This window comes from Bacillus cereus group sp. Bce019 (assembly GCF_051781745.1).
In the GTDB taxonomy this organism is placed as follows: domain Bacteria; phylum Bacillota; class Bacilli; order Bacillales; family Bacillaceae_G; genus Bacillus_A; species Bacillus_A cereus.
The window spans coordinates 46,270-72,476 of sequence record NZ_JBPWJX010000023.1; the positions used below are offsets into that span (position 1 = coordinate 46,270).

Here is a 26,207-nt window from a genome sequence, read left to right on the forward strand (position 1 = left end):
AAGAGAAGTCCCAAACAAAACAAAAAAAGCATGTAATTTGCCGCTACATGCTTTCTATCTTATAAGAAACCCACGACATACCTCTCGATAGCTCTCCACAAACGAAACGTTTGTGACAGTTCTGCACTTATTAAATGCAGACCCAGCAAGCGTGCATGGTGGACACGACTTACTTCGGCAACCATTCCTTTCTCATTCCTTCATCAATGCCACTACATCTCCTGAAATGATACTCTTAATGATTGCAACCTCTACCTCACCGAGATACGAATGAGGATTTAAATATTAAATTAACGTCTTTAAGAGTAACAAATGTATTTTTATACGTCAATGGATATAGTAATAATCAGATTATAGAGAAGAGTTTGTGATTAAAAGTAAGAGGGATTGTTATGTGATATTTGAATTTTCGTAATATAATACATGTTATTAGCGCTAGATGATTGAAAAGGGGATGAAGTAAATGTCTGTATGTCATAAACATTCAGTAATAGGTGTGCTAGATTCGGGTGTTGGGGGATTAACAGTTGCGAGCGAAATTATAAGACAATTGCCTAAAGAAAGCATTTATTATATTGGTGATAATAAGCGTTGTCCGTATGGGCCAAGAAGTGTAGAGGAGGTGCAATCTTTCGTATTTGAAATGGTTAAGTTCCTCAAACAGTTTCCATTAAAAGCGCTAGTCGTAGCATGTAATACTGCTGCAGCTGCTGCATTGAATGCGCTGCAAGAAGCACTTTCCATTCCAGTTATTGGCGTTATACATCCAGGAGCAAGAGCGGCAATTAAAGTTACAAAGAAAGGGGAAATCGGGGTAATTGGAACTGTAGGTACGATAAAATCTAATATGTATGAAAAAGCATTACACGAGCTGGATACATATTTGGAAGTGCATAGCTATGCTTGCCCGACTTTAGCCACAGTTGTAGAAAATCAATTAGAAGATACAGCATATGTCACGCAGCAAGTGAAACAAGCTTTACTTCCATTAACGAAAGAAGATATAGATACGTTAATTCTTGGATGTACGCATTATCCACTTTTAGAGTCCTATATAAAAAAGGAACTAGGAGAAGACATAACGATTATTAGTTCTGCAGAAGAAACGGCGATAGAGTTAAGTACCATTTTACAGCACAAAGGAATTTTGTCTGACAATCTGAATCCGAAACATCGTTTTTTTACAACGGGATCTGTTTTATCATTTGAACATATTGCTGAGCGATGGCTAGGGTATCAAATTTCTTTAGAATGTGTACATTTGCCTATGAAAAATGCGTGTATGCATAATTAAGATTTAGTAAATTACGTTTTTAAATAAATCAGGTTCGTTTCATAAGAAGGAAAGAATAAGCTTGTAATTGAAATGATTAAGGTCATTTTAATTAAAGGAGAGGTTTGATTATGGAATTATCAAGATCTCAATTATTTGCTTTAGAGTATATTTCAAAATATGCAGAGAACGAAAAACGTGAGGCTAAAGCAACGATTAATCATATACTTAAAATGTCTAATATTACAGATGAAATATTTGAAGAGGCTGTCGCTAATTTAAAATCTCACGCAAGGATTGCTTTACACTTTCATCCAGACAGACTAGATTCGAGTAAGAAAAGTGTTGCTGAAGCACTATTTGAGCAAGGAGTATATAAAAGTCAGTTTGAAACATTGCTATCTAATGGAAGCGTATCTGCTTATCCTGGTGGTGAACGTGACCTTTGGGAAAAGAGAATATTTGGAGGGGCATATCAATTAGAAGGCGTAACGAATGATCAACGTCCAAAATACGGAGCGCTAAATTTAATGTTACATCCAGATGGGCCGGCTCCGCGTTTTGGTTCCTGTTATTTTCTCTTATCTCCAAAAGTTTCTTCGCGTTCTACATATACATATTTAGATTCGCATCAAGATCCGAAAGAAAAGGGGACTTACGAGGAGTTTGATATGATTTTAGCTGCTCTTTTGGAAGAGACATTCGTAAGAGATTTTGCAATCGGTGAAGGGAATTTGACGCCAACAATATTAATTAATCATTTACTGGCTAACCTGAAAAGGCCGTTTATAGATTTAGTAAGCAAAGAGCCAGCCCGTAATCTTAATCATTATATTGAAGCGCAGATTCATGGAGAGATTTCTCTAAAAGAAGACGTGGAAGCGCTTGTTGCAGATCCTTCATTTAAGGGTACGGATGTAGGAAAAGTTTTAGAAGAAATTTGCCTGAAGTATGCTATTGATTTGTATTGGCACATCGGTTTTGTACTTGCGGTAGACGAAGTTCCGATGGATTTTAGAGGTTCAAAAATGCCATCTTTAGCAAGACGCATTGCACGGAATCATTGTATCGATGCAAATATAATTGGCTCTGCTGTAGTGGATTTGAAACGCAATCCATTATCTTGGAGTGATCGTGGAACTTATGAAGAAGTGCTTCAGGAATTAAAATTATTATGGCATGTTTTAGTTCGATTTGGAAAACCAAATCGGAAGTAGAACGAAATACTCCGTTTTTGGAAGTATTTATATAGAAAAGAAGCTGATCTATAAATAGATCAGCTTCTTTTTATAAGATTAAACTAAGTTTAATACAGTTACTTTTTCACGTGTCATAGACTCAAGGCTCTTACGAATACCTTGTGCGCCCATACCTGAACCTTTTACACCGATGAATGGGAAGTGGTCAGGGCCGCGCTCTGTGCGTCCGTTAATTTGAACAGAACCCGTTTCGATTTTGTTAGCAATTGCAAATGCTTTGTTAATGTCTTTAGTGAAGACGCTTGCTTGCAGACCGAACTCTGATTTGTTAGCAATTTCAATTGCTTGCTCATCTGAAGAAACACGGATGATTGGAAGGATTGGGCCGAATGGCTCTTCCCAAGCAACTTTCATCTCTTCTGTTACGTGATCGATTAATGTTGGGTAAATTAAGTTACGCTCACGTTTGTTACCGATAACGATTGTAGCACCTTTTTCTACAGCGTCGTCAACTAAACCTTGAACGAAGTCAGCAGACTTGTCGTCGATTAATGGAACGATTGTGCTGTCTTGTTCTGGAGATCCAACTGATAGTTCAGCCACTTGCGCTTTTAATAAGCTAACAAGCTCGTCCGCTACGTTTTCGTGTACAAGTACACGTTTAATAGCTGTACAACGTTGACCAGAGTAAGAGAATGCACCGCTTACGATATGGTTTGCAGCATCATGTAAGTCAGCATCTTCACGAACGATACCAGGATCTTTACCACCAAGTTCTAATACAAGTGGAATCATTGAAGCTTTTTTCGCTAAATGTTTACCTGTGTTTGTACCACCTGTGAACGATACCATATTGATGCCTTCGTGTTCTACTAAGTAGTCACCAATTACAGAACCGCGTCCTGTAGCTACGTTTACAAGACCTTTTGGAAGGCCAGCTTTGTGAAGTGCTTCAACCATTTTAATACCACTAATTGCACCTTGAGTTGCTGGTTTGAAAATAACAGCGTTACCCATAATTAATGCTGGTGCAAGTTTTGCAGCAGATAAGTTTACTGGGTAGTTAAATGGTGCGATTGCTAATACGACACCAAGTGGTGCGCGTTGGATGATCGCAAGTTTAGATTTCGTTCCGCCAGGGAAGCTATCGCCCATCATGCTTTCTCCGTGCATATGTAAAGCTTCTTCGATCGTGTAACGAATAAAGTCAGCTGTACGAACAACTTCTTTCTTCGCATCTTTATATCCTTTACCGACTTCTTTCATAATGATATCGGCAATTTCATCTTGCATATTTACGAGCTCATCAGCCCATTTATATAAATACTTTGCGCGATCTTGTAGAGAAGCTTCCGCCCATGATTTTTGAGCTTCTTTTGCAGATGCAATTGCTTCATCTACTTCTCCGCGAGTAATTGCTTGTACTTGTCCAATTACTTCGTGTAAGTATGGAGATGGAATTTCGATTGTTTCTCCTGAAGAGCTTTCTCTCCATTCTCCGTTTAAATAAAATTTGTACGTATTGCTAGTTGTCATGATTAGTCCTCCTAAAATAGCAACTTGTAAGAGTGAGTATAAGGTGATTGTAGGGGGTTTGATAACATTTTTCAAATGAAATGTTTGTGAAAACGATTTCTTATTCTTTTTTTATTTTGTATGCCCTTTCTTACAGAACATTCCCTTATTTCAAAATGGTGTATCATATATTTTTATTTAAAGTGTGAAAAAATAATTGACAGAATACTCAATAAAGTTGTAAGATTATAAATGGAAAATAAATGAAAGGGGTGTGCGTAATGATTGTAATCGTAAATGTAATGGGCTTAGCTCTGTTAAATGGCAGAAAACATTCATATCATTACGCAACCCGTACGGATATATAGGGCATCTTTGTCTTATAAAAAGCGTACGTTGCGTATATCGTAACGTACGCTTTTATGCATTCCTGTGCATATCGTCAAGCGGCGGTATGCTTTTTTTTGTTTATTTTCCCTTGTTTAGTTCCGATAAAAAACTTTGGAAGGTGGAAAAATGTGATGAGATTGTATGGGTTACGAAATGTAAATGTGATAGGTCTGGATAGTGGATAAAGAAATGAGAGGTAAACGAGAACGAGAAGGGAGAGGTTACATTGTTATCAGTATTACTAAAGCTAAAATGGTTTTTTAGGGAGCACTGGAAGAGATATAGTATTGCCATTGGAGCTCTTTTAATTGTGAATATAGTTGAAGTGATTCCCCCGAAAGTGTTAGGGGTTACGATAGATAACATAAAAACAGGAACGTTATCGAACGAAGCTATTATACAGTCTATTCTTATTTTAATAGGGGTTACGATCGTTGGATATGGCCTCACTTTCGTATGGCAACATCAATTGTTTGGCGGTGCATTCGTACTTGAGAAAACGATGCGCTCTAAATTTATGGGGCATTTACTTAAGATGACGCCGACTTTTTATCAAAAAAATCGTACTGGTGATTTAATGGCGAGAGCGACAAATGATTTGAAAGCAATCGCTATGACAGCTGGTTTTGGTATATTAACGCTTGTGGATTCTAGTTTATATATGCTTACGATTGTCTTTATGATGGGGTTTACAATTAGTTGGGAGCTTACATTTGCAGCGCTTATTCCGCTTCCAATTATGGCGTATGCGATGAATATATATGGAAAGAAATTACATGAAAGATTTACCGTTGCGCAAGATGCGTTTGGTGATATGAACGATAAAGTGCTTGAATCAATCGCTGGTGTGCGTGTTATTCGTGCATATGTACAAGAGAATGCAGACGAGGAAAGATTTCATCATTTAGGAGATGACGTCTACGAAAAAAATATGAAGGTAGCAAAGATTGATGCATTATTCCAACCAACTGTGAAAATGCTTGTCGGTCTTAGTTATTTAATCGGCTTAGTGTACGGTGCATACCTTGTGTTCCAGTCAAAGGTGACGCTTGGTGAACTCGTTTCTTTTAACGTGTATTTAGGGATGATGATTTGGCCGATGTTTGCAATTGGTGAATTAATTAATGTTATGCAAAGAGGAAATGCTTCGCTTGACCGTGTGAATGAAACGTTAGCGTATGAGCCAGATGTAAAGAATCCGAAACATCCAAAGCTTGTGCAAGAGCCGGATTATATTCAGTTTGATGATGTGTCTTTCTCATATCCTTCATCAACTGAAGAAAATTTAAAAAAGGTTTCTTTCACATTAAAGCAAGGAGAAACGCTAGGGGTTGTCGGAAAAACAGGAAGCGGGAAAACGACGCTTGTACGTCAGCTTCTTCGTCAATATCCGCTTGGAGATGGAGATATTGCAGTTTCTGATGTGACTTTAGATAAAATGACGAATGAAAATGTACTCGGCTGGATTGGTTATGTACCGCAGGAGCATATTTTGTTCTCAAAAACAGCGCGAGAAAATATTTTATTCGGAAATAGGGAAGCGACTGAAGAAGAACTAGAGAAAGCAATTGAAATTGCTGCGTTTAAAAAGGATTTAGAGTTTTTACCAGAAGGGTTAGAAACGCTCGTTGGAGAGAAAGGTGTTTCTTTATCAGGAGGGCAAAAACAAAGGATCTCGATTGCACGAGCTGTTATTCAAAATCCAGAAATTTTAATTTTGGATGATTCTTTATCAGCTGTAGATGCTCGTACGGAAGCAGCGATCATTGAAAATATAAGAACGGAAAGAAGCGGAAAGACGACGATTATTACGACGCATCGTTTATCTGCAGTGCAACATGCGGATTGGATTCTCGTTATGGATGAAGGTGCAGTTATAGAAGAAGGTACGCATGATCAGCTTATCCAAAAGGGAGGCTGGTATGCTGAGCAGTTTGAAAGACAACAAGGTGAAAGTGAAAGTGCGGATAGTGGGGTGAAAATATGAGCGTTTCAAAACGATTGTTTCAATACGCGATGAAAGTGAAAGGGACGATTTTTGCTGCGATGTTAATGTTATTTATTTTCGTCATCGCAGAGCTTGCTGGTCCTTTCGTCGCTAAAACGATGATTGACGATCATATCGTCGGGATAGAGAAACCTTGGTATGAAACAGAACAGAGTGAAGATGCTGTTTCGTATAATGGGGCTTTTTATAAGCGAAGTGATCGCTTTGAACAAGGCGAGAAAAAAGGAAAAGAAGTACGTGTGATGCAAGTCGGTTTTCAATATTATTTTGTACCGAATAAAGTAAATGCGGAAGGGTCACGGACTGTAAAAGGGGATATGATTACCGTTCAAAATGGTAAGGCGGTGCAAGTTTATAAAGCGCAAGCATTAACAAAGGAACAAGTATTTGCATTTTATAAGCCAGAAATAAACCGTCTATTATTACTTGGTGGTGGCTATTTCGCTTTATTAGTAGTCGTGTCATTATTTGCATACGGAAAGCAGTTCTTCTTGCAGAAGGCAGCGAACAAAATTATTCAAATTATGAGGGAAGATGTTTTTTCTCATATTCAAACGTTGCCAATTCGATACTTTGATCATTTACCGGCGGGGAAAATTGTTTCGCGTGTGACGAATGATACAGAGGCCATTCGTGATTTATATGTAACGGTGCTGGCAACATTCGTTTCTAGTATCATCTATATTATTGGGATATTCGCTGCGTTATTTTTATTAGATGTGAAGCTCGCTTCATTATGTTTATTAATTATCCCAATTTTAATTGTTTGGGCGATTCTTTATAGAAAATACGCGTCTGTATACAATCATAAAATGCGCTCTCGCTTATCTGATATTAACGGAACAGTGAATGAATCCATTCAAGGGATGCCAATTATTCAAGTGTTCCGTCAAGAGCGTGAAACGAAAAAAGAATTTGAAGAATTAAATGGCGATTATTTTAAGTATCAAAATAAAATTTTAAATTTAAATGCAGCAACTTCGCATAACTTAGTAGCCGTATTAAGAAATATCGCTTTCACAGGAGTAATTTGGTATTTCGGCGGTGCGTCATTAAGTGCTACAGGTATTATTTCACTTGGGGTACTGTATGCGTTCGTCGATTATTTAACACGATTATTCTCGCCAATTACGAATATGGTGAACCAGCTTGCAAACTTAGAGCAAGCGCGCGTTGCATCAGAACGTGTCTTTGAATTGTTAGAGGAAAAAGGGGAAGCGGTAGAAGAAGAACGTATGCCTCGTTTAAAAGGAAATGTAAAATTTGATAATGTATCATTTTCTTATAATGGAAAAGATGAAGTGTTAAAAAATATTTCTTTTGAAGCGAAACAAGGCGAGACAGTGGCACTTGTCGGTCATACTGGATCAGGAAAAAGTTCTATCATGAATGTACTCTTTCAATTTTATGAGTTTGAAAAAGGAAAGCTTACGATTGATGGTCACGATGTAAAAGAAATGCCGAAACAAGCAACTCGTGAGCATATGGGAATCGTACTGCAAGACCCGTTTCTTTTCAGCGGGACGGTGGCTTCCAATGTAAGCTTAGAAAACGAAAAAATTTCAAAAGAGCGTATCATAAAAGCATTGCATGATGTTGGTGCTGAAAGATTTGCGAACAATATAAATGAAGAAATTACAGAAAAGGGAAGTACACTTTCAACCGGAGAACGTCAGCTTATATCGTTTGCTAGGGCGCTTGCTTTTGATCCCGCTATTTTAATTTTAGATGAAGCAACGTCTAGTATTGATACAGAAACAGAGGCGATGATTCAACAGGCATTGGAAGTTGTAAAAAAAGGAAGAACGACATTTATTATTGCTCATCGTCTTTCAACGATTAAAAGCGCAGATCAAATTATTGTGCTTGATAGAGGGACGATTTTAGAAAAAGGGTCTCATGATGAACTAATGAAAAAGCGCGGGCGTTATTACGATATGTACAAAACGCAAATGGAAGGTAATCAGAGTGCTTAATATGTACGGGGGGAGAACTTGTGATTTCACAAGTTCTTTTTTAATGATGAACATGTCGACTCTTTAGCGAATTACGACAGTTGAATAAGAAGTATTGTTTTACCTTTTTCTTTATAAATGCTATATTAAAAAATGTTACTTATTTTTTGTATGTAGCGTTATTTTTCCCTTTTGTTTGATTATGAAGAAAAAGGATAAACTAAATAAGAACATTTTCATTGAAAAATTGTTCAAGATTGCATACAATCAATATAGTTTTTAAATTCCTATCAGAATACTTGGAGGATTACTATCATGAAGAAATTATTTTCAGTGCTTGCAGTAACTACATTAGCGATCGGGATTGTAGCCGGCTGCGGTAAAGAAGAGAAAAAAGATACAGCTAGTCAAGACGCGTTACAAAAGATTAAACAAAGCGGTGAACTTGTAATTGGTACAGAAGGTACATATCCACCATTTACGTTCCACGATTCAAGCAATAAATTAACTGGATTCGATGTTGAATTAGCAGAAGAAGTTGCAAAACGTTTAGGTGTAAAACCTGTATTTAAAGAAACACAATGGGATAGCTTACTTGCTGGCCTAGATGCAAAACGTTTCGATATGGTTGCAAACGAAGTTGGTATTCGTGAAGATCGTCAAAAGAAATACGATTTCTCTAAACCATACATTTCATCTTCAGCGGCATTAGTTATCGCAAAAGATAAAGATAAGCCTGCTACATTTGCTGATGTAAAAGGGTTAAAAGGAGCACAATCTTTAACGAGTAACTATGCAGATATTGCTAAGAAAAACGGTGCGGAAATTATTGGTGTAGAAGGATTTAGCCAAGCGGCAGAATTATTAGCTTCAGGACGCGTTGATTTTACAATTAATGATAAGTTATCAGTATTAAATTATTTAGAAACGAAAAAAGATGCAAAAATTAAAATTGTAGATACAGAAAAAGAAGCTTCAGAAAGTGGATTCTTATTCCGTAAAGGTAGCACTAAGCTTGTACAAGAAGTAGATAAAGCGTTAGAAGATATGAAAAAAGACGGTACGTATGACAAAATAACGAAAAAATGGTTCGGTGAAAATGTATCTAAGTAGTGCATTAGTTTCAGATCGATTGTCTACTTGGATAGATATTATGCAGTCTTCCTTCATGCCTATGCTGAAGGAAGCTGTTTTTACAACAATTCCATTAACGCTTATTACATTTATTATCGGTCTTATACTTGCGACGTTAACAGCGCTCGCACGTATTTCAGGTAGTCGTATTTTACAATGGATTGCTCGTATCTATGTATCTATCATTCGCGGAACGCCACTTCTTGTACAGTTATTTATTATTTTCTATGGTCTTCCAACTCTTAATATTGAAGTTGAGCCATATGCAGCAGCAGTTGTTGGATTTTCATTAAATGTCGGTGCGTATGCATCTGAAATTATTCGTGCTTCTATCCTTTCCATTCCGAAAGGGCAGTGGGAAGCAGCTTATACAATTGGGATGACATATCCACAAGCATTAAAACGTGTTATTTTACCACAAGCAACGCGCGTATCAATCCCGCCGCTTTCGAATACATTTATTAGCTTAGTGAAGGATACTTCATTAGCATCGTTAATTTTAGTAACAGAAATGTTCCGAAAAGCGCAGGAAATTGCGGCGATGAACTACGAGTTTTTAATTGTTTATTTTGAAGCAGGTCTTATTTATTGGGTTATTTGTTTCTTATTATCAATCGTACAACAGATGTTAGAAAAGCGTTCAGAACGCTACACATTAAAATAATCCTTTTACAAAAGGAGTTTTTGTTTTTATGATTTCAATTCAGCACTTACAAAAAAGTTTCGGAGATAATACCGTACTAAAGCATATAGATTTAACAGTTGAGAAGGGCGAGGTTGTTGTTATTATTGGGCCGTCTGGATCTGGTAAAACGACATTCTTACGTTGTCTCAATGTATTAGAAACGCCAAACGCTGGTAATATTCGTATCGGTAATAAAGAGCTTAACTTCTCTCAAAAAGTAACGAAGAAAGATATTGTTAATCTTCGTACGCAAACAGGTATGGTATTCCAGCACCATAATTTATTCCCGCATTTAACAGCACTTCAAAATGTAATGGAAGGGCTCGTTACAGTGAAAAAGATGGGGAAAGAAGAAGCGAAGAAAAAAGCAAACTATTTCCTTGAAAAAGTTGGTTTAGCAGATAAAGTGGATTTATATCCGTTCCAATTATCAGGCGGACAACAACAGCGCGTTGGAATTGCGCGCGCACTTGCGATGGAGCCGGAAGTGTTACTATTTGATGAGCCGACGTCAGCGCTTGATCCTGAACTCGTTCAAGAAGTTCTGAAAGTAATGAAAGAACTTGCTAAAGAGGGCATGACGATGGTTATTGTAACGCACGAAATGCGTTTTGCACATCAAATTGCGAACCGTGTTATTTTCATGGATGGTGGTGTCGTTGTCGAACAAGGTACACCAGAAGAAGTATTTACAAATCCAAAAGAAGAACGCACGAAGAAGTTTTTACAAATGTTGCAATAAATTAAGGAAGGTCTCAAGGCATATGCCTTGAGACCTTTTTGCCATATATATTTATTTGTGGAATCCGCCAAGGCTTTGCTCAGCCATTGCAACTAGACGTTTTGTGATTTCTCCACCAACTGAACCGTTAGCGCGAGCCGTAGAATCTGCTCCTAATTGTACACCAAATTCTTGAGCGATTTCGTACTTCATTTGATCGATTGCAGCTGTTGCACCTGGTACTACTAATTGATTTGAAGAATTTTGGTTTGCCATAGGAATATATCCTCCTTAGAGTTATAAAAGTTTTTTTGGTTGGACTAGCTGGAGTTGAACCAGATTATCGCCCCGGTTGGCGCTAATCCATCGGTAATTAAGTTTGTACTCATAGTATGGATGTTACCTAGAAAGATATACAAAATAATAATTTGTAAATTTTGTCAAAAAAACGTATTGATTTCGTAAATTATGAAATAAGAGTAATCGTTGTATTTTTAAGAAAACAGGCCAAACTAAGGGTGATATTAAATATAATTTTTTCATTGTAGCCTGCTACTTGTAGGCTAATTATTAGCTTCTTATTTATGATTTATTGAAATAAAAATGAAATCGGTAGCAACTTCATAGTTCTATTTTTAAGTAGGAATGGAGTGGGCGCTCCTATGTCTGGATAGGTTGCTCTCTTCACTCTAAAACAGAGAGGCTTTAAACGATAACGTATGGAGGAATCATGATGGGAATTTGCCCGCTTTGCAACGCATTAGAATCACAAACATATTCTTGTCAAAATTGCCAAAGTATACTCCAAGATTATGGGAAGGCTGTAGATTATATAGACGATTATAGTGCCTATATGGATCAAGAATTATTAAGTGCAGTAGATGGTTTAACGCATAATAATTCAAATGAATATTGCAATCATATTTTTTATTGCAGAGTATGTAACGTGGAAACTGAGGTTGTAGTAAAACTTGTGTAAATAGAAAACTTCCACCTTATTATCTAGGTGGAAGTTTTTGTTTTTGTATTTGTGAGTGAATCATAGGAGAAGGGATATGTTCGGTGTTTGATGAAGCCCCTGATTTTATTTGAGACATTTTTTCTTTTGTATCACGTAAAGAATGTTCAGTTAAGTAGACGGCATATTCGTAAAATAACTGGCGCGTCAGTTCACTTTGCTCTTTTAACTTTTTATCTTGGAATACAGTTCGCCCAGGTTTAGAGTTGGCCTCAAAGAGCCATGGATTTTCCTTTGTGTCTAAACCGATATCAAAACCGATTTCTCCAATATTTCCGGTTACTTGTTCATCGAGCGCGTAACTTATTTGTAAGGCAGTATGTTTTAATTTATTTTCAATTTGAACTTGTTTCGTTGAATCTGGAAAAAGCTCTTGTAATAATTTTGTATCACCGCCACTATTTACGTGCGTTGTTAAACTGCCTTTGCCGGCGATTTTGGCGACGATTGCACTAACTATCCAATTACCGAAATGGTTTTTATTTGTATGAATGCGGAAATCAACAGGTTGCCCATCGAAGCGAAGTAACGAAATACCTTGCTGTACGATAAACTTTTTTAAATCATGTCCTTTTAATACATGGTTTAGAAGAGTTTCTAATGATTGATACTTTCTCAGTTTATTTTCTTCATTTTCGCGATAACGACAGTAGTAGCAATTCTCTGTTTGAGAATAAAATATTTGATGAATATTTCTACCAAAGCTCCCGTGTATTGGTTTCATGTACACTGATTTATACGTGCCAAGAAACCGTTCTACTTGTTCAAAATGCTGAAATGCTTCTGTATTTGGTAATAAGGGTTTAATTGATTCGTCTCTCGTAAGAAGTTGATGAACTTCCCATTTATTGAAAAAACCCGGGTTAAACCATGGAATGCAGTAGTCTTGTTCTAATTTTCTTTTTGCCCTGACAATTGGTTTATAATTTTCCGCTTGCCGATTCGGTAAGCGATCGTAAATGACATTTGGTAAAGGGACTTTTTTCTTTATCCATTGTTTCTCTTGAAAGAAATATCCTTCAATCGTTTCTTCTTCCCAGTGTATATGTTGAACGCCAAAGACGAATACGAACGGTCGTAATGAAAATGGTGGTGTTAACAACTCACTGAGAGCAATTGAACGATTTCCTAAAGGGTTAGAAGAATCATCATTAAAGCCAGTTGTAAAAATGCCGATTAATGGTCCGAAAATAATTGTTTGGTTTTGTGTAAATGCATGAATAGTAGTTGATTGAGGCAGTAAAAGTTTTTCGGCAATATGCTTTCCGATAATAATTTCGCGAGTAAAGGAATAATGAATTTTCACCTCTTCACTTGCAATATGACGTATGCCGAAGGAGAGAGATGTAATAGGCGGTGTAATAGAAAAAACGTAAGGTAAAGTAATGCTATTTGGATGGTCATCTGAAATATTTAATGTATATATATGCTCTTTCAAAATAGGTTTACCTCCTTTCATTATGGTGTAAAGCGACTGAATTTAAGTGGTCCGTGAAATATCTTTTCAGCTAATGAATCACTATGACGAATGTATTGTTCGTAAGGAGGAATCGTGTTGACATACATAAGCCAGATTGCACCTTTTTGATCCATAATTGTGGAAAGTTCTAGTTCGAATAATGAAGAATAAGACTGATCTAGTGTTTGGAATACTTCATTTATAATGTCATGTAAAGCGTCTTGCAATAGTTGCACACCTGTACTAGATAGTACGTATTTAATTTTTGAAAATGAATGCAATGAATCATCGTCTGTTGCTGAAGGTAAAAGCTGATTAGGAAATGAGCTTTTTTGTATAAATTGACCTATAACATTCCAAGTTTGTTCTTTGTTTTTTTGCAAAATAGTTCGAATGTGGAGTGGGTATGTTAATTGATTTGGTGGTTGTAGCATAGTGTGCGCTATGTAACGGGATGAACGTATGTTAGATTTACACCAAGATATAAATTCGTCTGTCCGTTTGATTGTAATAGAAGTATGGTATTTTTCATTTACTGTATCAATATGAAACGTTTTATTTTTGTAAGCGACTCGATATAAGTTATCTTTAGAATGTATATTAGTGGGGCGTATAATAATATCTTTAGTTTTTAACAACAGTTTGAAAATGTTTTGTATCGTTGCCGCTTCAAATTTGGGTATATAAGGAGACAGTTTTTTATTAGTGAGAAATAAATCATGTAGTTCACTTAAGTTAATAAGTGTGTTATTTAAAAAGGTAGTGGAAGGACGGTTGTGCAAAGAGTGAATAATTGATTTTGCTTTTTCAAAGTCTGTTTCCTCGTGAAAAGAATAACGATCATATATATAAGAAGGAATAGGGAATGTTTGCTCTTTCCATTTTCCTGTATCTGTATCGTAAATAAGACCAGAAACAAGGTCTGTTTTAGAATCAATACAAAATGGCGTAAACTGGGCAACGACATCATGATAAAGCCGAGCGCGTTTAGCGATTTCGGTGTAATACGTTTGCTCATAATGAAGTTTAGAAGTTAAAAGGCCGAGAACCAACGAAATCACTCCTTTACTACTATTTGCATAATAGGCGAAGCTATATATTGCAAATACGTTTTTATACCATTATACTTTTGTCCGTATGATGATATGCTATAGTTTTGGAGAAGTGAAAGGTTGATTGTAATGAATATATGGTTAAATATGTTAACGACGACAGGACTCGGAGCAATTATTGGGGGATACACGAATCATTTAGCGATAAAAATGTTATTTCGTCCTCATCGTCCTATTTATATCGGAAAGTTTCAAGTTCCATTTACACCAGGGTTAATTCCGAAGCGTCGTGATGAACTTGCTGTTCAATTAGGAAAAATGGTTGTAGAACATTTGTTAACACCAGAAGGAATCGGAAAAAAGCTAACAAATGAAGAGTTTCAAAAAGGTTTAATCCACTGGGCGCAAGTGGAAGTGGATAAAGTAATTACGAATGAACAATCACTGCGACATATGTTAGAAAAATGGAATGTAGCGCATGTAGAAGAAGCGACTCGAAAAATCGAACATGTGATTACAGAAAAAATTCATGCATTTTTAGCAGAGTATTATACATATACATGGGAACAGGCTTTACCTCATTCTGTACATGAAAAGATAGAGAATGCGATTCCGAATGCCTCGGCGTTTATTTTAGAGCGAGGAATTAGCTTTTTTAAAAGTGAAGAAGGGAAAGCGCGTCTTTCAAAAATGATTGATGATTTCTTTGCTTCTCGCGGAACGCTACTTAACTTAGTTGGGATGTTTTTAGGAAATGTAAGTGTTGTGGATCGTGTGCAGCCAGAAGTTATTAAGTTTTTAGGGCAAGATGCTACAAAGCAGCTTTTAACTGACGTACTGCAAAAAGAGTGGGAAAAGTTAAAAGGAAGAGATGTAAAAGAATTAGAAGCATTTGTAGAGAAAGAAATGATTGTAAGCTCCGTGCTGTCAGCAGTTAAAGTAGAGGAAACAGTGAGTAAGTTTTTAAATCAATCTGTTCAGCAAGTATGTGAGCCGGTTCGAGAAACAATTATTGAAAAAGTGGTTCCAAGTGCAGTAGCGAAAGGCTTGAAGTGGGGAACAGAAAACGTAGAGAGTATACTAAATAATCTACACCTTGCGGAAATTGTCCAGCAAGAAGTGTCTACATTCTCAACAGAAAGATTAGAAGACTTAGTTCTGTCTATTACGAAAAACGAATTGAAAATGATTACGTATTTAGGAGCGTTATTAGGCGGAATGATCGGGCTCGTACAAGGATTGTTACTATTGTTTCTTAGATAATAAGGTGAGTACATAGAAATAAAAGTGAAATTTCTTCACATCTCTTGCATAGTTTGATATGGTAAGAAGAGGTGCGTATGTAAATGCACGTAAAAGGCAGTGCGAGTGAAAAGCGCTAGCCTTCTAAAGGAGGAAAAATAAAATGACAAAGAACATTCATGATGTTGCATATGAATTACAAAAAGCAATCGCTGAAAACGAAGACTTCAAAACTTTAAAAGAGAGCTACGCAGCAGTTCAAGCTGACACAGCTTCAAAGAACTTATTCGATGAGTTCCGTACAATGCAACTTAGCCTACAACAGAAAATGATGCAAGGCCAAGAAATCACTGAAGAAGACAACCAACAAGCACAAGAAGTTGTAGCTCGCATTCAACAAGATGCTAAAATTACAAAATTAATGGAAACTGAGCAACGCCTAAACGTTGTAATCGGTGACGTTAACAAAATTATCATGAAGCCACTTGAAGAATTATATAGCGCGCAACAACAAGCGTAATAGTGGAAGACGCTCCTAGTTTAGGAGCGTCTTTTTTGTTTAGGGAATTTAATAGTTATACCACAAAAACTCCCTTTCAAAATAGCCATTTCTTATGGGTTATTTTGAAAGGGGTATGTAATACATCTGTTAATTTTTTTATTGCTGTTAATTGAAGTTTTAATATTTTTTCGTTCAAAAACTTTTCAATTTCTTTTTGCTTCCTACCATTAACTTTCTCAAAGCGCTTTGTAAAAGAAAAATCGGTTTTGAATAAGTTACCATCTTGGGCGAGTTTGTCTAATTCTTGATCTAGTTCTACGAAAATAGCCGTAGATGATGACATAAATTCATAGATTTCTTTTGAAGGTTTTTTATAATTATTAGGTAAATTATTATTACTAATAAACTCATGGAAATTCATATCGTTTTGTTTCGCTAAATCAATTAGTTTTTGTAAATTTTCTTGGTCAGATTCTGTGAAATTCTTATCAGAATTTGTTGAAGCGAGAGGGATAATATTTTCAGATAACTCCCAACTATAATCTATATAATTTTTTATATTTTGTTTCATTTCGTTTTCACTAATATTTTCGTTTTTCTTTGAGGAACTAAATATATTTTCTGGAACTTTAATAGCAACATCTTTAATAGATTGTACATCGTTTTCTTCCTTAGGTTGTGCACTGTTTGAACAAGCTGATAGAAATAAAATTGTAAGTAACGTGAGTAGGTATAAAATATACTTTTTCATATTAATTTTCTTTTACATTCATTAGTATCTTTGTAAAATAGCTAAATTCCATTTTAAATACTTAACTAAAAGTGAGTATATATGTTTTATCATTTGATAAGATATGACGGATATTAGTAAGCCGATGCAAAAAGCTATAAATACATTATAAACATCGGAATAACTGATTTGATGAAACCCTTTAAAGAATCCTAATCCTATTAATAAGATAGGTGAAATAATTAATAATGGTGTAGCAATTATAAGTGCTAGAAGAAGTGGTAATAGAAAGAGTAATACGAAAAAGGCGATAATGATACATATAAAGTTTAAAACACTTAAGCTCATAACAGAAAACAGTGCTGTCATAATATTTTTTAGGCTGCGCCTATTGTCAGCGTTACTTATTATATATGAAATATTAAGTTCTTTAGCGATAGTTTTAGGGTTTCCTAGCTTTTTAGAAATTTCCTCTTCAGATATTCCATCTTGTTTACCACTAATAAAATGAGTTTCGTACTCCGAGATAATATCCTCCTTTTCTAAATTAGGCATATTCCGTAGGGAAGAACTAAGTTGCTCTAAAAATTCACTTTTGTTCATAACAATCACTTTCCTTTATAAAATGATGAATTATGGCTGAAAATCCTATCTTTTTCTAAACAGCACACACAATCTATATCTACTTTTTGAAAGGAGATATACTAATTGTGAATAACATTCCAAATAATGGGTATTCCATTATTTACAAATATATCACTTACTATTATTCTTTGCAAGGTACTATAAATTTGTTAATAATGTGAATAGGTGGAAGTATTTTAGTACATTTTTAGAAGAGATATAAAAATGTTATTTTAAGATAAACAAAAGGTTGTAAGCGCATTCTTTAAATCTTGTCAAAATAATGTCGAATTCATATTGTTGGAAAAATAATGCATTTGTAATATAATGATAAATGATACTTCACCACGTTAATTAACTAGGTGAAATTAAAAATCTTTATTACACAAATTATGAAACAAAGGAATGATTAGTTTGAGTACAGGTGTAAAAGCAAACGACGTGAAGACAAAAACAAAAGGAGCAGATCTTGTTGTTGATTGTTTAATTAAACAAGGTGTTACACATGTTTTCGGTATTCCAGGAGCAAAGATTGACTCTGTATTTGATGTATTGCAAGAAAGAGGACCAGAGTTAATCGTTTGTCGTCATGAACAAAACGCAGCATTTATGGCAGCTGCGATTGGTAGATTAACAGGGAAACCAGGCGTATGTCTTGTAACTTCAGGGCCAGGGACATCAAATTTAGCGACAGGTCTTGTTACTGCGAATGCGGAGAGTGATCCCGTTGTTGCTTTAGCTGGTGCAGTACCGCGTACGGATCGATTAAAACGTACACATCAATCTATGGATAATGCTGCACTATTCGAACCAATCACAAAATATAGCGTAGAAGTAGAGCATCCTGATAATGTGCCAGAAGCACTTAGTAATGCATTTCGAAGTGCCACTTCTACAAATCCGGGAGCTACTTTAGTAAGTCTTCCGCAAGACGTTATGACTGCGGAAACAACTGTAGAGTCTATTGGTGCGCTTTCTAAGCCACAGCTTGGAATCGCTCCCATAAATGATATTACATATGTAGTAGAAAAAATAAAATCTGCGAAATTACCAGTTATTTTACTCGGTATGAGAGCGAGCACAAATGAAGTGACGAAAGCTGTTCGTAAATTAATTGCGGATACAGAACTTCCTGTCGTTGAAACATATCAAGCAGCTGGTGCGATTTCACGTGAGTTAGAAGATCATTTCTTCGGCCGCGTTGGATTATTCCGTAACCAACCAGGTGATATTTTACTAGAAGAAGCAGACCTTGTGATTTCTATCGGTTATGATCCAATCGAATATGATCCAAAGTTTTGGAATAAACTTGGCGACAGAACGATTATTCATCTTGACGACCATCAAGCAGATATCGACCATGATTACCAACCAGAGCGTGAATTAATTGGTGATATTGCCTTAACGGTAAATAGCATCGCGGAGAAATTACCGAAACTTGTATTAAGTACGAAATCAGAAGCGGTATTAGAACGATTACGCGCAAAATTATCAGAACAAGCAGAAGTTCCAAATCGTCCTTCAGAAGGTGTTACGCATCCACTTCAAGTGATTCGTACACTTCGTTCTTTAATTAGTGACGATACAACCGTTACATGTGACATCGGTTCCCATTCTATTTGGATGGCGAGATGTTTCCGTTCTTATGAACCACGTAGATTATTATTTAGTAACGGTATGCAAACGTTAGGTGTTGCACTTCCTTGGGCAATCGCAGCTACTTTAGTAGAACCAGGTAAAAAAGTAGTTTCCGTATCAGGTGACGGTGGTTTCTTATTCTCAGCGATGGAGTTAGAAACGGCGGTACGTTTAAATTCTCCAATCGTCCATCTTGTTTGGAGAGACGGCACATATGATATGGTTGCATTCCAACAAATGATGAAATACGGCAGAACATCAGCTACAGAGTTTGGCGATGTTGATCTTGTGAAATATGCGGAAAGTTTCGGGGCGTTAGGCCTTCGTGTTAACACGCCTGATGAATTAGAAGGGGTATTAAAAGAAGCATTAGCAGCAGATGGTCCTGTCATTATTGATATTCCAATTGACTATCGTGACAACATTAAATTAAGCGAAAAATTATTACCAAACCAATTAAACTAATGGAGGCAGATTTGAGATGACTGTTGCGCAATTAATTGATATTGATGCGAAAAAAACGAAAACGAGTAATGAAGTATATCAAACATCTACAATGCTTGCGCTATTAGATGGTATATATGATGGTGTAATTAGCTTTGAAGATTTGAAAAAACATGGTGATTTCGGCATCGGCACATTTGATCAATTAGATGGTGAAATGATTGCATTTGATAATGAGTTTTATCATTTACGTTCAGACGGTTCAGCGGAAAAAGTAGAGCCAGAAGAAACAACGCCATTTGCGACTGTAACGTTTTTTGAAAAAGAAATGAGTTATACGGTAGAGCGTCCGATGAATCGTGAAGAAGTTGAATCATTATTACATGAATTAATGCCAAGTAAAAACTTGTTTTACGGTATTCGAATGGACGGTACGTTCCGTGAAGTAAGGACAAGAACTGTTCCAAGACAAGAAAAACCGTATACACCGCTCGTTGAAGTGACGAAATCACAACCAATCTTTTCATTTGAAAATACAGAAGGTACGCTTGCTGGATTTTGGACACCAGATTACGCACAAGGTATTGGGGTAGCTGGATTCCACTTACATTACATTGATGATGAAAGAAGCGGGGGCGGACATGTTTTCGACTATGTTATAGAAAACTGTACGATCCAAATTTGTCAAAAAGCTCATATGCATTTAGCACTTCCAGAAACAGCTGATTTTATGGCGGCTGAATTATCAAGAGAAAACTTAGAGGATAATATTGCAACTGCGGAAGGTGCTGAGTAAGAGGGAAAGACTGTTCCATTTTGGAACAGTCTTCTTTTATTCGTAATGTTATTATTTGTCGATAAATCGATATTTCTTGTCGAATCGTTGATATATTGTAAGTTACGATAGATATATTCGAAAAATCGTTGATATATTGTAAGTTACGATAGATATATTTGAAAAATCGTTGATATCGCTTATTTCTTTGAAACAAACGGATGCCCCTCATAATAAAAACGCCACGGATAGTGTACAGCTTCTTCTGCATAGTCGATATTAATACGAGGTCCTGCTGTTATTTTATATTGTGATGATATGTGTTCTTCTTTTGGAACTAATTCAATATGTAACGTATCACTTTGTAACGATACGCCGCGTTCTTTTAAAGTAATTCCGAGTGCACGGCATAGTTTGCCAGGACCGTTTGTTAAGTTTTTATATTGCGCTTTTGTAATTTCGGTCTTATTGTAGCGCGCTAGTTTTATTTCTTCTATTCCATCTACTGGCTCAAGAGCTCGAATGAGAACACCTTGTGGGGTGCCCACTGGCGCTGTAATAACGTTAAAGCAATGATACATACCGTAAATTAAATATACGTAAGCATGCCCTGGTGCACCAAACATAACTTCTGTGCGATCTGTCCGTCTGCCTCCGTAACTATGTGCGGCCTTATCATCTGGGCCTTTATATGCTTCTACTTCTACAATGATTCCGCTTCGCTTTATTCCGTCTACAATATGAACAAGTTTTTGCCCGAGTAATTTTTTTGCGACTTCTAACGTATCGCCTTCATAAAAAGAAGGAGGTGCCTGCATTGTACTATCTCCTTTGCTAAGTGTATATGTATATAGTAAACCAAATTTTCAGTAGTAATTCTAACTCGTTCTATTTGCTACATTTATTTCATAAATTATGGATAGAGTACAACAGCGAAGAGGGGGAGTGCGACATGATTTATCGCTTACTAGCTCTTAATATAGATGGGACACTACTATACAACAATGGAAAAATTGCAAAAGGATTAAGAGAAACAATTGAATTTGTGAAAAGAAAAGATGTATACGTTACGTTATTTACGAGTCGTAATTTTCAATCCGCTCATAAAGTAGCAAAGGCGTTAAAATTAGATTCTATATTAGTGACACATGGTGGTGCTTTCGTTTCAGCAACGTTAGATAAGCCGTACGTTCAAAGAAGATTGTCTGAAGAGAAGACTTTTAACATTGTGCAAGTGTTAGAGCACTTTGATTGTAACGTACGTATTTCTCATGAACGGTTTTCGATAGGAAATCGTGAGAGAAATACACCAAACTTAATTGCGCGCACTGTATTATCAAGCGCAGATCCGTTATTTTATCCAGTTCAATTTGTAGATTCGTTAGGTGACGCGCTTCGTGACCATCCGGTAGCGGCGCCAAAAATTGATGTTCTTTTCCAAACTAAAGGTGAAAAAGAACGCGGGCTAAATACATTAAAAAAAGCGTTCCAAGATGTAGAGTATGTTGAATGTGATTCAAAACGAATAGAAATTTTACCGCAAAATGTATCAAAGTTACGCGGGTTACAATTGCTTGGAGAGCATTTAAATATTTCGCTAAATGAAATGGTTGCGATTGGAGATAGTATGGAAGATTTAGAGGTTATTGAAAACGTGGGACTTGGGGTAGCGATGGGGAACTCGCCTGTAGAATTAAAGCAAGCAGCAGATTGGATTACACGTTCAAATAGCGAAAACGGTGTAGAGTATATGATTAAAGAGCATTTCCGTAAGCAATTCCCGCTTCCGTTTTTGAAGAATCATAAAAATACACCGAAACGATGAAAGAAAAACGTAGCTTTTTGGCTACGTTTTTTTGTTGAGCTTATTTTTTAAAAGTGAAAGCGTTTTAAGATGTGAATTGTGTATAAAATCCATACAATTCACTTGAATCCTTTAGAAAACTAATGTAAAGTGAATGATGTTGTCAAAATAGTTACACCACATGAAATATTCTTCAGATTAATTTTATTGGGCTCCCATACGTAAAAGTATTTCCGCATGACAGTTTAGTTCACGTATTATTTCAAAAATGAATTGTAGTAATTTTATTAAGTAGTTGTAGCGTTCCTTTGTTTTATTTAAATGGATTATTTTAAGTTAATGTGAGTAAGACCTGGTACATATGAAATGTACTTCTTTTTGTGATTTTAGGAAGTTTAAAAGGGGGAATGAATTTCTTGAGGAAATCATTTAATCAAAAAATTAAAAAGTTAAGTAGTAGTTTAATAGTTGTATTACTAATATGTATGAATTTTTTAATCCATTTACCATTTAAAGCAGAGGCAGCTACAACAGAATTAAAAGGTTTAGGTGATGTATCTTATTACAACGCCATCATTTTTGGAGATCATAGTGCAACGAGTGCGGATATTGAAGGTGCGATGGCTGTTCAGAAAAATATGAACGCATCAAGTTATACAGTCGTAGCGGCTGCAACTGGAGCAAATAACTTAGCTGGAGCAACTTGGGTAGATGAAGGATATCCATCATTATTACTAGGCGGTCAATTTACGAAAGCGGGAGCAGGACAGGTAATTATTCAAGATGGAACAGTGGCGATGACAAAAGACGGTGACCCAGATGGCGCGATGAAAACATCATATGACCGTATCTCTTATAAAGAGCAAGCGGAGATTGATGCTAAGTTTAAAGAATTTAGAAAAGACGTTGATGGTGTAATTGGGGATGCAAGTAAACTACACACTGATAAGCCAAAACCTAATATGAGTTTTGGAATCGGTGAAGATGTAAATAACCCTAATATTTATGTCTCTTCAGGCCAAACGGGAAAGAAAGCATTTGATGTAAAAGACGTTTTTCTTCCGAATGTAGAGAATAAAGACTTTATTGTTATTTATTCAGATGCAGAAGAAGTGAGTTTTGGTGGCGGTGCAATTTTGTATGATACAAGAAATACTGGGATGGCGACGGATTTAATTAATACATCTCAAGCATATGACCCTAATTCATCTTTTACTGAGTTAGCTAGTAAGGTAATTTGGGTATTTCCTAATGCTACAAAGATAACAACTAAAGGTTATGGTGTAGTAGGTAGTGTGTTTGCACCTAATGCAGTTGTAGAAACAAAAGGTGGTTCTATAAATGGACAAGCCTATGTTGGAGGATTACACCAAAGAGATGGTTTTGAGGTTCATAACTTTAAATTTAACTGGCCAAAGTGGAATAAACCAGCAGCTGAAAAAGGACATTTACAAATTAAAAAAGTTGATGAAAACGATGAAAACATTGTTTTAAAAGACGCAAAATTTGATGTTATAGACAAAGATAATAACGTTGTGGCTACTGTTACAACAAACGAAAAGGGTATTGCGGAAGTTAAAGATTTACCACTTGGTGACTATTTTGTAAAAGAAATAAATGCACCAGAAGGATATATAAAAGTTGATACACCAGTCAAAGTAACAATTGATAATACAAACGTAATTGAACTTGTTATGAAGAATACGAAAAAAGTAGAGAATGGCCAATTTAAATTATTGAAAAAAGATAGTGAATCTGGTCAACTTCTGCCAGGTGCAAAATTTGATGTTATCGATAAAGATGGTAAAGTTGTGGAAACAATTGTTACAGATGATAAAGGTGAAGCCTTATCGAAACAACTTCCAGTTGGAAGCTATACATTAAAAGAAGTAGAGGCACCGAAAGGATATGAATTATCATCTAGTTCAGTTTCTGTTGATGTAAAGGCTAATAAAGTAGTGACTGTAGATGTGGTGAATAAAAAGATCCCCGAAAAAGTAACAGGTCAATTCGAAATTGTGAAAGTAGATGCGGAAGATAAAACGAAAGTATTATCAGACGCAGAATTCGAAGTGTATAAAGACAGCAAGAAAGTAGATACGTTACGAACAGATAAAACTGGTAAAGTAATTTCTCAGAAATTAGAACCAGGAACATACACATTAAAAGAAACGAAAGCACCACAAGGATATAAATTGCTAAAAGAAGAAATTGAAGTCGTTGTGGAAGCAAACAAAGTAGTAGAAGTACAAGTAGAAAACGCAAAAGAACTAGGAAGCTTACAAGTAATCAAAAAGGATTCGGAGAGTGGAAAAGTTCTAGCAGGTGCAGAATTTAAACTGAAAAATGAAGCTGGTCAAGTAGTTGGAGAAGCGAAAACAACGAATAAAGACGGTGTTGTGAAATTCGAAAGCTTAGTGCCAGGAAAGTACACGTTAGAGGAAACGAAAGCGCCGGAAGGTTATAAAGCGCTAGAAGTGACAGTAGAAGTGAACGTTGTAGCGAACGAAGTAGTAAAACAAGAAGTCATGAATGAAAAAGTAATGGGTCAATTCGAAATCGTGAAAGTAGATGCGAATGATAAAACGAAATTGTTATCAGGTGCAGAATTCGAAGTGTATAAAGATGGTAAAAAGGTAGCGGAACTGAAAACAGATGAGAGTGGAAAAGTGATGTCACCGAAATTACCGCTAGGTGAATACACAGTGAAAGAAACGAAAGCACCAGCGGGCTACAAACTTTCAAATAAAGAATGGAAAGTAACAATTCAAAATGAGAAAGAAGTAGTAAAAGTAGAGGCAGAAAACGAAAAAATCTTAGGTTCTCTACAAATTATTAAAATGGATGATAAAGATCAAACGAAACGCTTAGCAGGCGCAGAATTTACATTGAAAGATGCGAAAGGAAATGTTGTAAAAGAAGGAATTACAACAGATAAGGCTGGAACGGTTAAAGTAGACGGACTTGTGCCAGGTGAATATACGTTAGAAGAAACAAAAGCACCAGAAGGTTATGAGTTAACAAAACAAATAATTCATGTAACAGTTGACGGTGAAAAAGTTGTTGGTGTAAAAGTAACGAACAGTAAGAGCCTTGGTCAATTCGAAATTGTAAAAGTAGATGCGGAAGATAAAACGAAAGTATTATCAGACGCAGAATTTGAAGTGTATAAAGATGGTAAGAAAGTAGATACGTTACGAACAGATAAAACAGGTAAAGTAATTTCTCAGAAATTAGAGCCAGGAACATACACATTAAAAGAAACGAAAGCACCACAAGGATATGAGTTGTTAAAAGAAGAAATTGAAGTCGTTGTGGAAGCAAACAAAGTAGTAGAAGTACAAATAGAAAACGCAAAAGAACTAGGAAGCTTACAAATAATCAAAAAAGATGCGGAGAGTGGAAAAGTTCTAGAAGGTGCGGAATTTAAATTAAAGAACGAAGCTGGTCAAGTAGTTGGAGAAGCGAAAACAACGAATAAAGACGGTGTTGTGAAATTCGAAAACTTAGTGCCAGGAAAGTATACGTTAGAAGAAACGAAAGCGCCGGAAGGTTATAAAGCGCTAGAAGTAACAGTAAACGTAAATGTTGTAGCAAATGAAGTAGTAAAACAAGAAGTTATGAATGAAAAAATGAAAGAAGAAATTACAGGTCAATTAGAAATTACAAAGGTAGATGCTAATAATACAAATGCAACATTAGCAGGCGCAGTGTTTGAAATTTGGAAAGACGGAACAAAAGTGGAAACATTAATAACAAATAAGAGCGGTAAAGCAATTTCTAAGAAGTTAGAACCAGGAGATTATATTTTAAAAGAAATCCAAGCGCCAGAAGGATACACTTTATCCAATAAGGAAATCAAATTTACGATTTCTAATGAAAAAATTGAAGTTGTAAAGCTTCAAATTACAAATAAAAAAGATACAGATAAAGATCCGGAAAAACCAGGTGAAGAAACAGGGAAACCAGGTGAAGAAACAGGGAAACCAGGTGAAGAAACAGGGAAACCAGGTGAAGAAACAGGGAAACCAGGTGAAGA

At 36.0% G+C, this 26,207-nt stretch carries 20 protein-coding genes, 1 pseudogene and 1 riboswitch; of the genes and pseudogenes, 14 read left to right on the plus strand and 7 right to left on the minus strand.

Features of this window, described 5'->3' with window-relative positions; translation table 11 throughout:
- Window positions 1-80: 80 nt before the first annotated feature.
- Window positions 81-262: riboswitch (Lysine riboswitch) on the minus strand.
- Window positions 263-463: 201 nt separating this feature from the next.
- Complete coding sequence (racE, locus tag ACS2QP_RS23570) at window positions 464-1,294, plus strand: glutamate racemase (protein WP_438882913.1); 831 nt, start codon at window positions 464-466, stop codon at window positions 1,292-1,294.
- Between the two features lie 110 nt (window positions 1,295-1,404).
- Window positions 1,405-2,490 carry a DUF3626 domain-containing protein gene (locus ACS2QP_RS23575; RefSeq protein ID WP_438882914.1) on the plus strand — a complete coding sequence of 362 codons (1,086 nt, stop codon included), beginning with the start codon at window positions 1,405-1,407 and terminating at the stop codon, window positions 2,488-2,490.
- Between the two features lie 78 nt (window positions 2,491-2,568).
- Here ACS2QP_RS23575 and gapN read toward each other — a convergent pair whose 3' ends face one another.
- Window positions 2,569-4,008, minus strand: a complete 1,440-nt coding sequence (gapN, locus tag ACS2QP_RS23580) for an NADP-dependent glyceraldehyde-3-phosphate dehydrogenase (protein WP_063535738.1) — start codon at window positions 4,006-4,008, stop codon at window positions 2,569-2,571.
- Between the two features lie 595 nt (window positions 4,009-4,603).
- On the opposite strand from gapN, the gene ACS2QP_RS23585 reads away from it, so the two are divergent.
- The 5 genes from ACS2QP_RS23585 to ACS2QP_RS23605 all read left to right on the plus strand — a co-directional run bounded on the left by ACS2QP_RS23585 (window position 4,604) and on the right by ACS2QP_RS23605 (window position 10,901).
- Window positions 4,604-6,364: an ABC transporter ATP-binding protein gene (locus ACS2QP_RS23585; protein ID WP_000953783.1), complete on the plus strand. Its 1,761-nt coding sequence runs from the start codon at window positions 4,604-4,606 to the stop codon at window positions 6,362-6,364.
- Window positions 6,361-8,361: an ABC transporter ATP-binding protein gene (locus ACS2QP_RS23590; protein ID WP_153581714.1), complete on the plus strand. Its 2,001-nt coding sequence runs from the start codon at window positions 6,361-6,363 to the stop codon at window positions 8,359-8,361. The genes ACS2QP_RS23585 and ACS2QP_RS23590 overlap by 4 nt, the downstream gene beginning before the upstream one ends.
- Window positions 8,362-8,655: 294 nt before the next feature.
- Window positions 8,656-9,453, plus strand: coding sequence for an amino acid ABC transporter substrate-binding protein (locus ACS2QP_RS23595; protein ID WP_098023165.1), 798 nt, complete (start codon window positions 8,656-8,658; stop codon window positions 9,451-9,453).
- Complete coding sequence (locus ACS2QP_RS23600) at window positions 9,440-10,138, plus strand: amino acid ABC transporter permease (protein ID WP_332284646.1); 699 nt, start codon at window positions 9,440-9,442, stop codon at window positions 10,136-10,138. Before ACS2QP_RS23595 ends, ACS2QP_RS23600 begins: the two co-directional genes overlap by 14 nt.
- A gap of 28 nt (window positions 10,139-10,166) precedes the next feature.
- Complete coding sequence (locus ACS2QP_RS23605) at window positions 10,167-10,901, plus strand: amino acid ABC transporter ATP-binding protein (protein ID WP_000623610.1); 735 nt, start codon at window positions 10,167-10,169, stop codon at window positions 10,899-10,901.
- 51 nt (window positions 10,902-10,952) lie between these two features.
- Here the strand turns inward: ACS2QP_RS23605 and sasP are convergent, their stop codons facing one another.
- A complete protein-coding gene (gene sasP, locus ACS2QP_RS23610; protein ID WP_000013338.1) occupies window positions 10,953-11,156 on the minus strand; it encodes a small acid-soluble spore protein, SasP family in 204 nt (67 codons plus the stop codon).
- A gap of 457 nt (window positions 11,157-11,613) precedes the next feature.
- On the opposite strand from sasP, the gene ACS2QP_RS23615 reads away from it, so the two are divergent.
- Entirely contained in the window at window positions 11,614-11,859 is a 246-nt protein-coding gene (locus ACS2QP_RS23615; RefSeq protein WP_000510469.1) for a hypothetical protein, read from the plus strand.
- A 19-nt stretch (window positions 11,860-11,878) separates the two neighbouring features.
- Here the strand turns inward: ACS2QP_RS23615 and ACS2QP_RS23620 are convergent, their stop codons facing one another.
- A complete protein-coding gene (locus tag ACS2QP_RS23620; RefSeq protein ID WP_000658064.1) occupies window positions 11,879-13,336 on the minus strand; it encodes a YheC/YheD family endospore coat-associated protein in 1,458 nt (485 codons plus the stop codon).
- A gap of 20 nt (window positions 13,337-13,356) precedes the next feature.
- Window positions 13,357-14,409, minus strand: coding sequence for a YheC/YheD family endospore coat-associated protein (locus tag ACS2QP_RS23625; protein WP_438882915.1), 1,053 nt, complete (start codon window positions 14,407-14,409; stop codon window positions 13,357-13,359).
- Window positions 14,410-14,538: 129 nt separating this feature from the next.
- Between ACS2QP_RS23625 and ACS2QP_RS23630 the strand changes: the two genes are divergently transcribed.
- Both ACS2QP_RS23630 and ACS2QP_RS23635 read left to right on the plus strand, forming a co-directional pair.
- On the plus strand, window positions 14,539-15,672 hold the full coding sequence (locus ACS2QP_RS23630) for a DUF445 domain-containing protein (RefSeq protein WP_438882916.1): 1,134 nt from the start codon (window positions 14,539-14,541) through the stop codon (window positions 15,670-15,672).
- 142 nt (window positions 15,673-15,814) lie between these two features.
- Window positions 15,815-16,171: a YlbF/YmcA family competence regulator gene (locus ACS2QP_RS23635; RefSeq protein WP_000164614.1), complete on the plus strand. Its 357-nt coding sequence runs from the start codon at window positions 15,815-15,817 to the stop codon at window positions 16,169-16,171.
- A 92-nt stretch (window positions 16,172-16,263) separates the two neighbouring features.
- On the opposite strand, the pseudogene ACS2QP_RS23640 reads toward ACS2QP_RS23635, so the two are convergent.
- A pseudogene (locus tag ACS2QP_RS23640) lies at window positions 16,264-16,904 on the minus strand (NDxxF motif lipoprotein).
- 21 nt (window positions 16,905-16,925) lie between these two features.
- Window positions 16,926-17,486, minus strand: a complete 561-nt coding sequence (locus ACS2QP_RS23645; RefSeq protein WP_438882917.1) for an HAAS signaling domain-containing protein — start codon at window positions 17,484-17,486, stop codon at window positions 16,926-16,928.
- Between the two features lie 435 nt (window positions 17,487-17,921).
- On the opposite strand from ACS2QP_RS23645, the gene alsS reads away from it, so the two are divergent.
- On the plus strand, window positions 17,922-19,610 hold the full coding sequence (gene alsS, locus ACS2QP_RS23650; protein ID WP_332284638.1) for an acetolactate synthase AlsS: 1,689 nt from the start codon (window positions 17,922-17,924) through the stop codon (window positions 19,608-19,610).
- Between the two features lie 16 nt (window positions 19,611-19,626).
- The gene (gene alsD / locus ACS2QP_RS23655) at window positions 19,627-20,385 is read left to right on the plus strand and encodes an alpha-acetolactate decarboxylase (RefSeq protein WP_438882918.1); all 759 of its coding nucleotides are present in this window, start codon (window positions 19,627-19,629) and stop codon (window positions 20,383-20,385) included.
- 179 nt (window positions 20,386-20,564) lie between these two features.
- On the opposite strand, the gene ACS2QP_RS23660 is transcribed toward alsD, so the two are convergent.
- The gene (locus ACS2QP_RS23660; RefSeq protein WP_001148797.1) at window positions 20,565-21,182 is read right to left on the minus strand and encodes a DNA-3-methyladenine glycosylase; all 618 of its coding nucleotides are present in this window, start codon (window positions 21,180-21,182) and stop codon (window positions 20,565-20,567) included.
- Window positions 21,183-21,316: 134 nt separating this feature from the next.
- Here ACS2QP_RS23660 and ACS2QP_RS23665 point away from each other — a divergent pair, with 134 nt between their 5' ends.
- Together ACS2QP_RS23665 and ACS2QP_RS23670 are read left to right on the plus strand one after the other, a co-directional pair.
- Window positions 21,317-22,189 carry a Cof-type HAD-IIB family hydrolase gene (locus ACS2QP_RS23665; RefSeq protein WP_152122218.1) on the plus strand — a complete coding sequence of 291 codons (873 nt, stop codon included), beginning with the start codon at window positions 21,317-21,319 and terminating at the stop codon, window positions 22,187-22,189.
- Between the two features lie 395 nt (window positions 22,190-22,584).
- Window positions 22,585-26,207, plus strand: a 3,623-nt coding sequence (locus ACS2QP_RS23670) for an MSCRAMM family protein (RefSeq protein ID WP_438882919.1), incomplete at its 3' end; no start/stop codon positions are given.

What these genes read in the sequence shown, in the direction of transcription:
- racE (WP_438882913.1), top strand. Translation starts at nt 464, where the DNA reads ATGTCTGTATGTCATAAACATTCAGTAATAGGTGTGCTAGATTCGGGT.
- ACS2QP_RS23575 (WP_438882914.1), top strand. Translation starts at nt 1,405, where the DNA reads ATGGAATTATCAAGATCTCAATTATTTGCTTTAGAGTATATTTCAAAA.
- gapN (WP_063535738.1), bottom strand. Translation starts at nt 4,008, where the DNA reads ATGACAACTAGCAATACGTACAAATTTTATTTAAACGGAGAATGGAGA.
- ACS2QP_RS23590 (WP_153581714.1), top strand. Translation starts at nt 6,361, where the DNA reads ATGAGCGTTTCAAAACGATTGTTTCAATACGCGATGAAAGTGAAAGGG.
- ACS2QP_RS23595 (WP_098023165.1), top strand. Translation starts at nt 8,656, where the DNA reads ATGAAGAAATTATTTTCAGTGCTTGCAGTAACTACATTAGCGATCGGG.
- ACS2QP_RS23600 (WP_332284646.1), top strand. Translation starts at nt 9,440, where the DNA reads ATGTATCTAAGTAGTGCATTAGTTTCAGATCGATTGTCTACTTGGATA.
- ACS2QP_RS23605 (WP_000623610.1), top strand. Translation starts at nt 10,167, where the DNA reads ATGATTTCAATTCAGCACTTACAAAAAAGTTTCGGAGATAATACCGTA.
- sasP (WP_000013338.1), bottom strand. Translation starts at nt 11,156, where the DNA reads ATGGCAAACCAAAATTCTTCAAATCAATTAGTAGTACCAGGTGCAACA.
- ACS2QP_RS23615 (WP_000510469.1), top strand. Translation starts at nt 11,614, where the DNA reads ATGGGAATTTGCCCGCTTTGCAACGCATTAGAATCACAAACATATTCT.
- ACS2QP_RS23630 (WP_438882916.1), top strand. Translation starts at nt 14,539, where the DNA reads ATGAATATATGGTTAAATATGTTAACGACGACAGGACTCGGAGCAATT.
- ACS2QP_RS23635 (WP_000164614.1), top strand. Translation starts at nt 15,815, where the DNA reads ATGACAAAGAACATTCATGATGTTGCATATGAATTACAAAAAGCAATC.
- ACS2QP_RS23645 (WP_438882917.1), bottom strand. Translation starts at nt 17,486, where the DNA reads ATGAACAAAAGTGAATTTTTAGAGCAACTTAGTTCTTCCCTACGGAAT.
- alsD (WP_438882918.1), top strand. Translation starts at nt 19,627, where the DNA reads ATGACTGTTGCGCAATTAATTGATATTGATGCGAAAAAAACGAAAACG.
- ACS2QP_RS23660 (WP_001148797.1), bottom strand. Translation starts at nt 21,182, where the DNA reads ATGCAGGCACCTCCTTCTTTTTATGAAGGCGATACGTTAGAAGTCGCA.
- ACS2QP_RS23665 (WP_152122218.1), top strand. Translation starts at nt 21,317, where the DNA reads ATGATTTATCGCTTACTAGCTCTTAATATAGATGGGACACTACTATAC.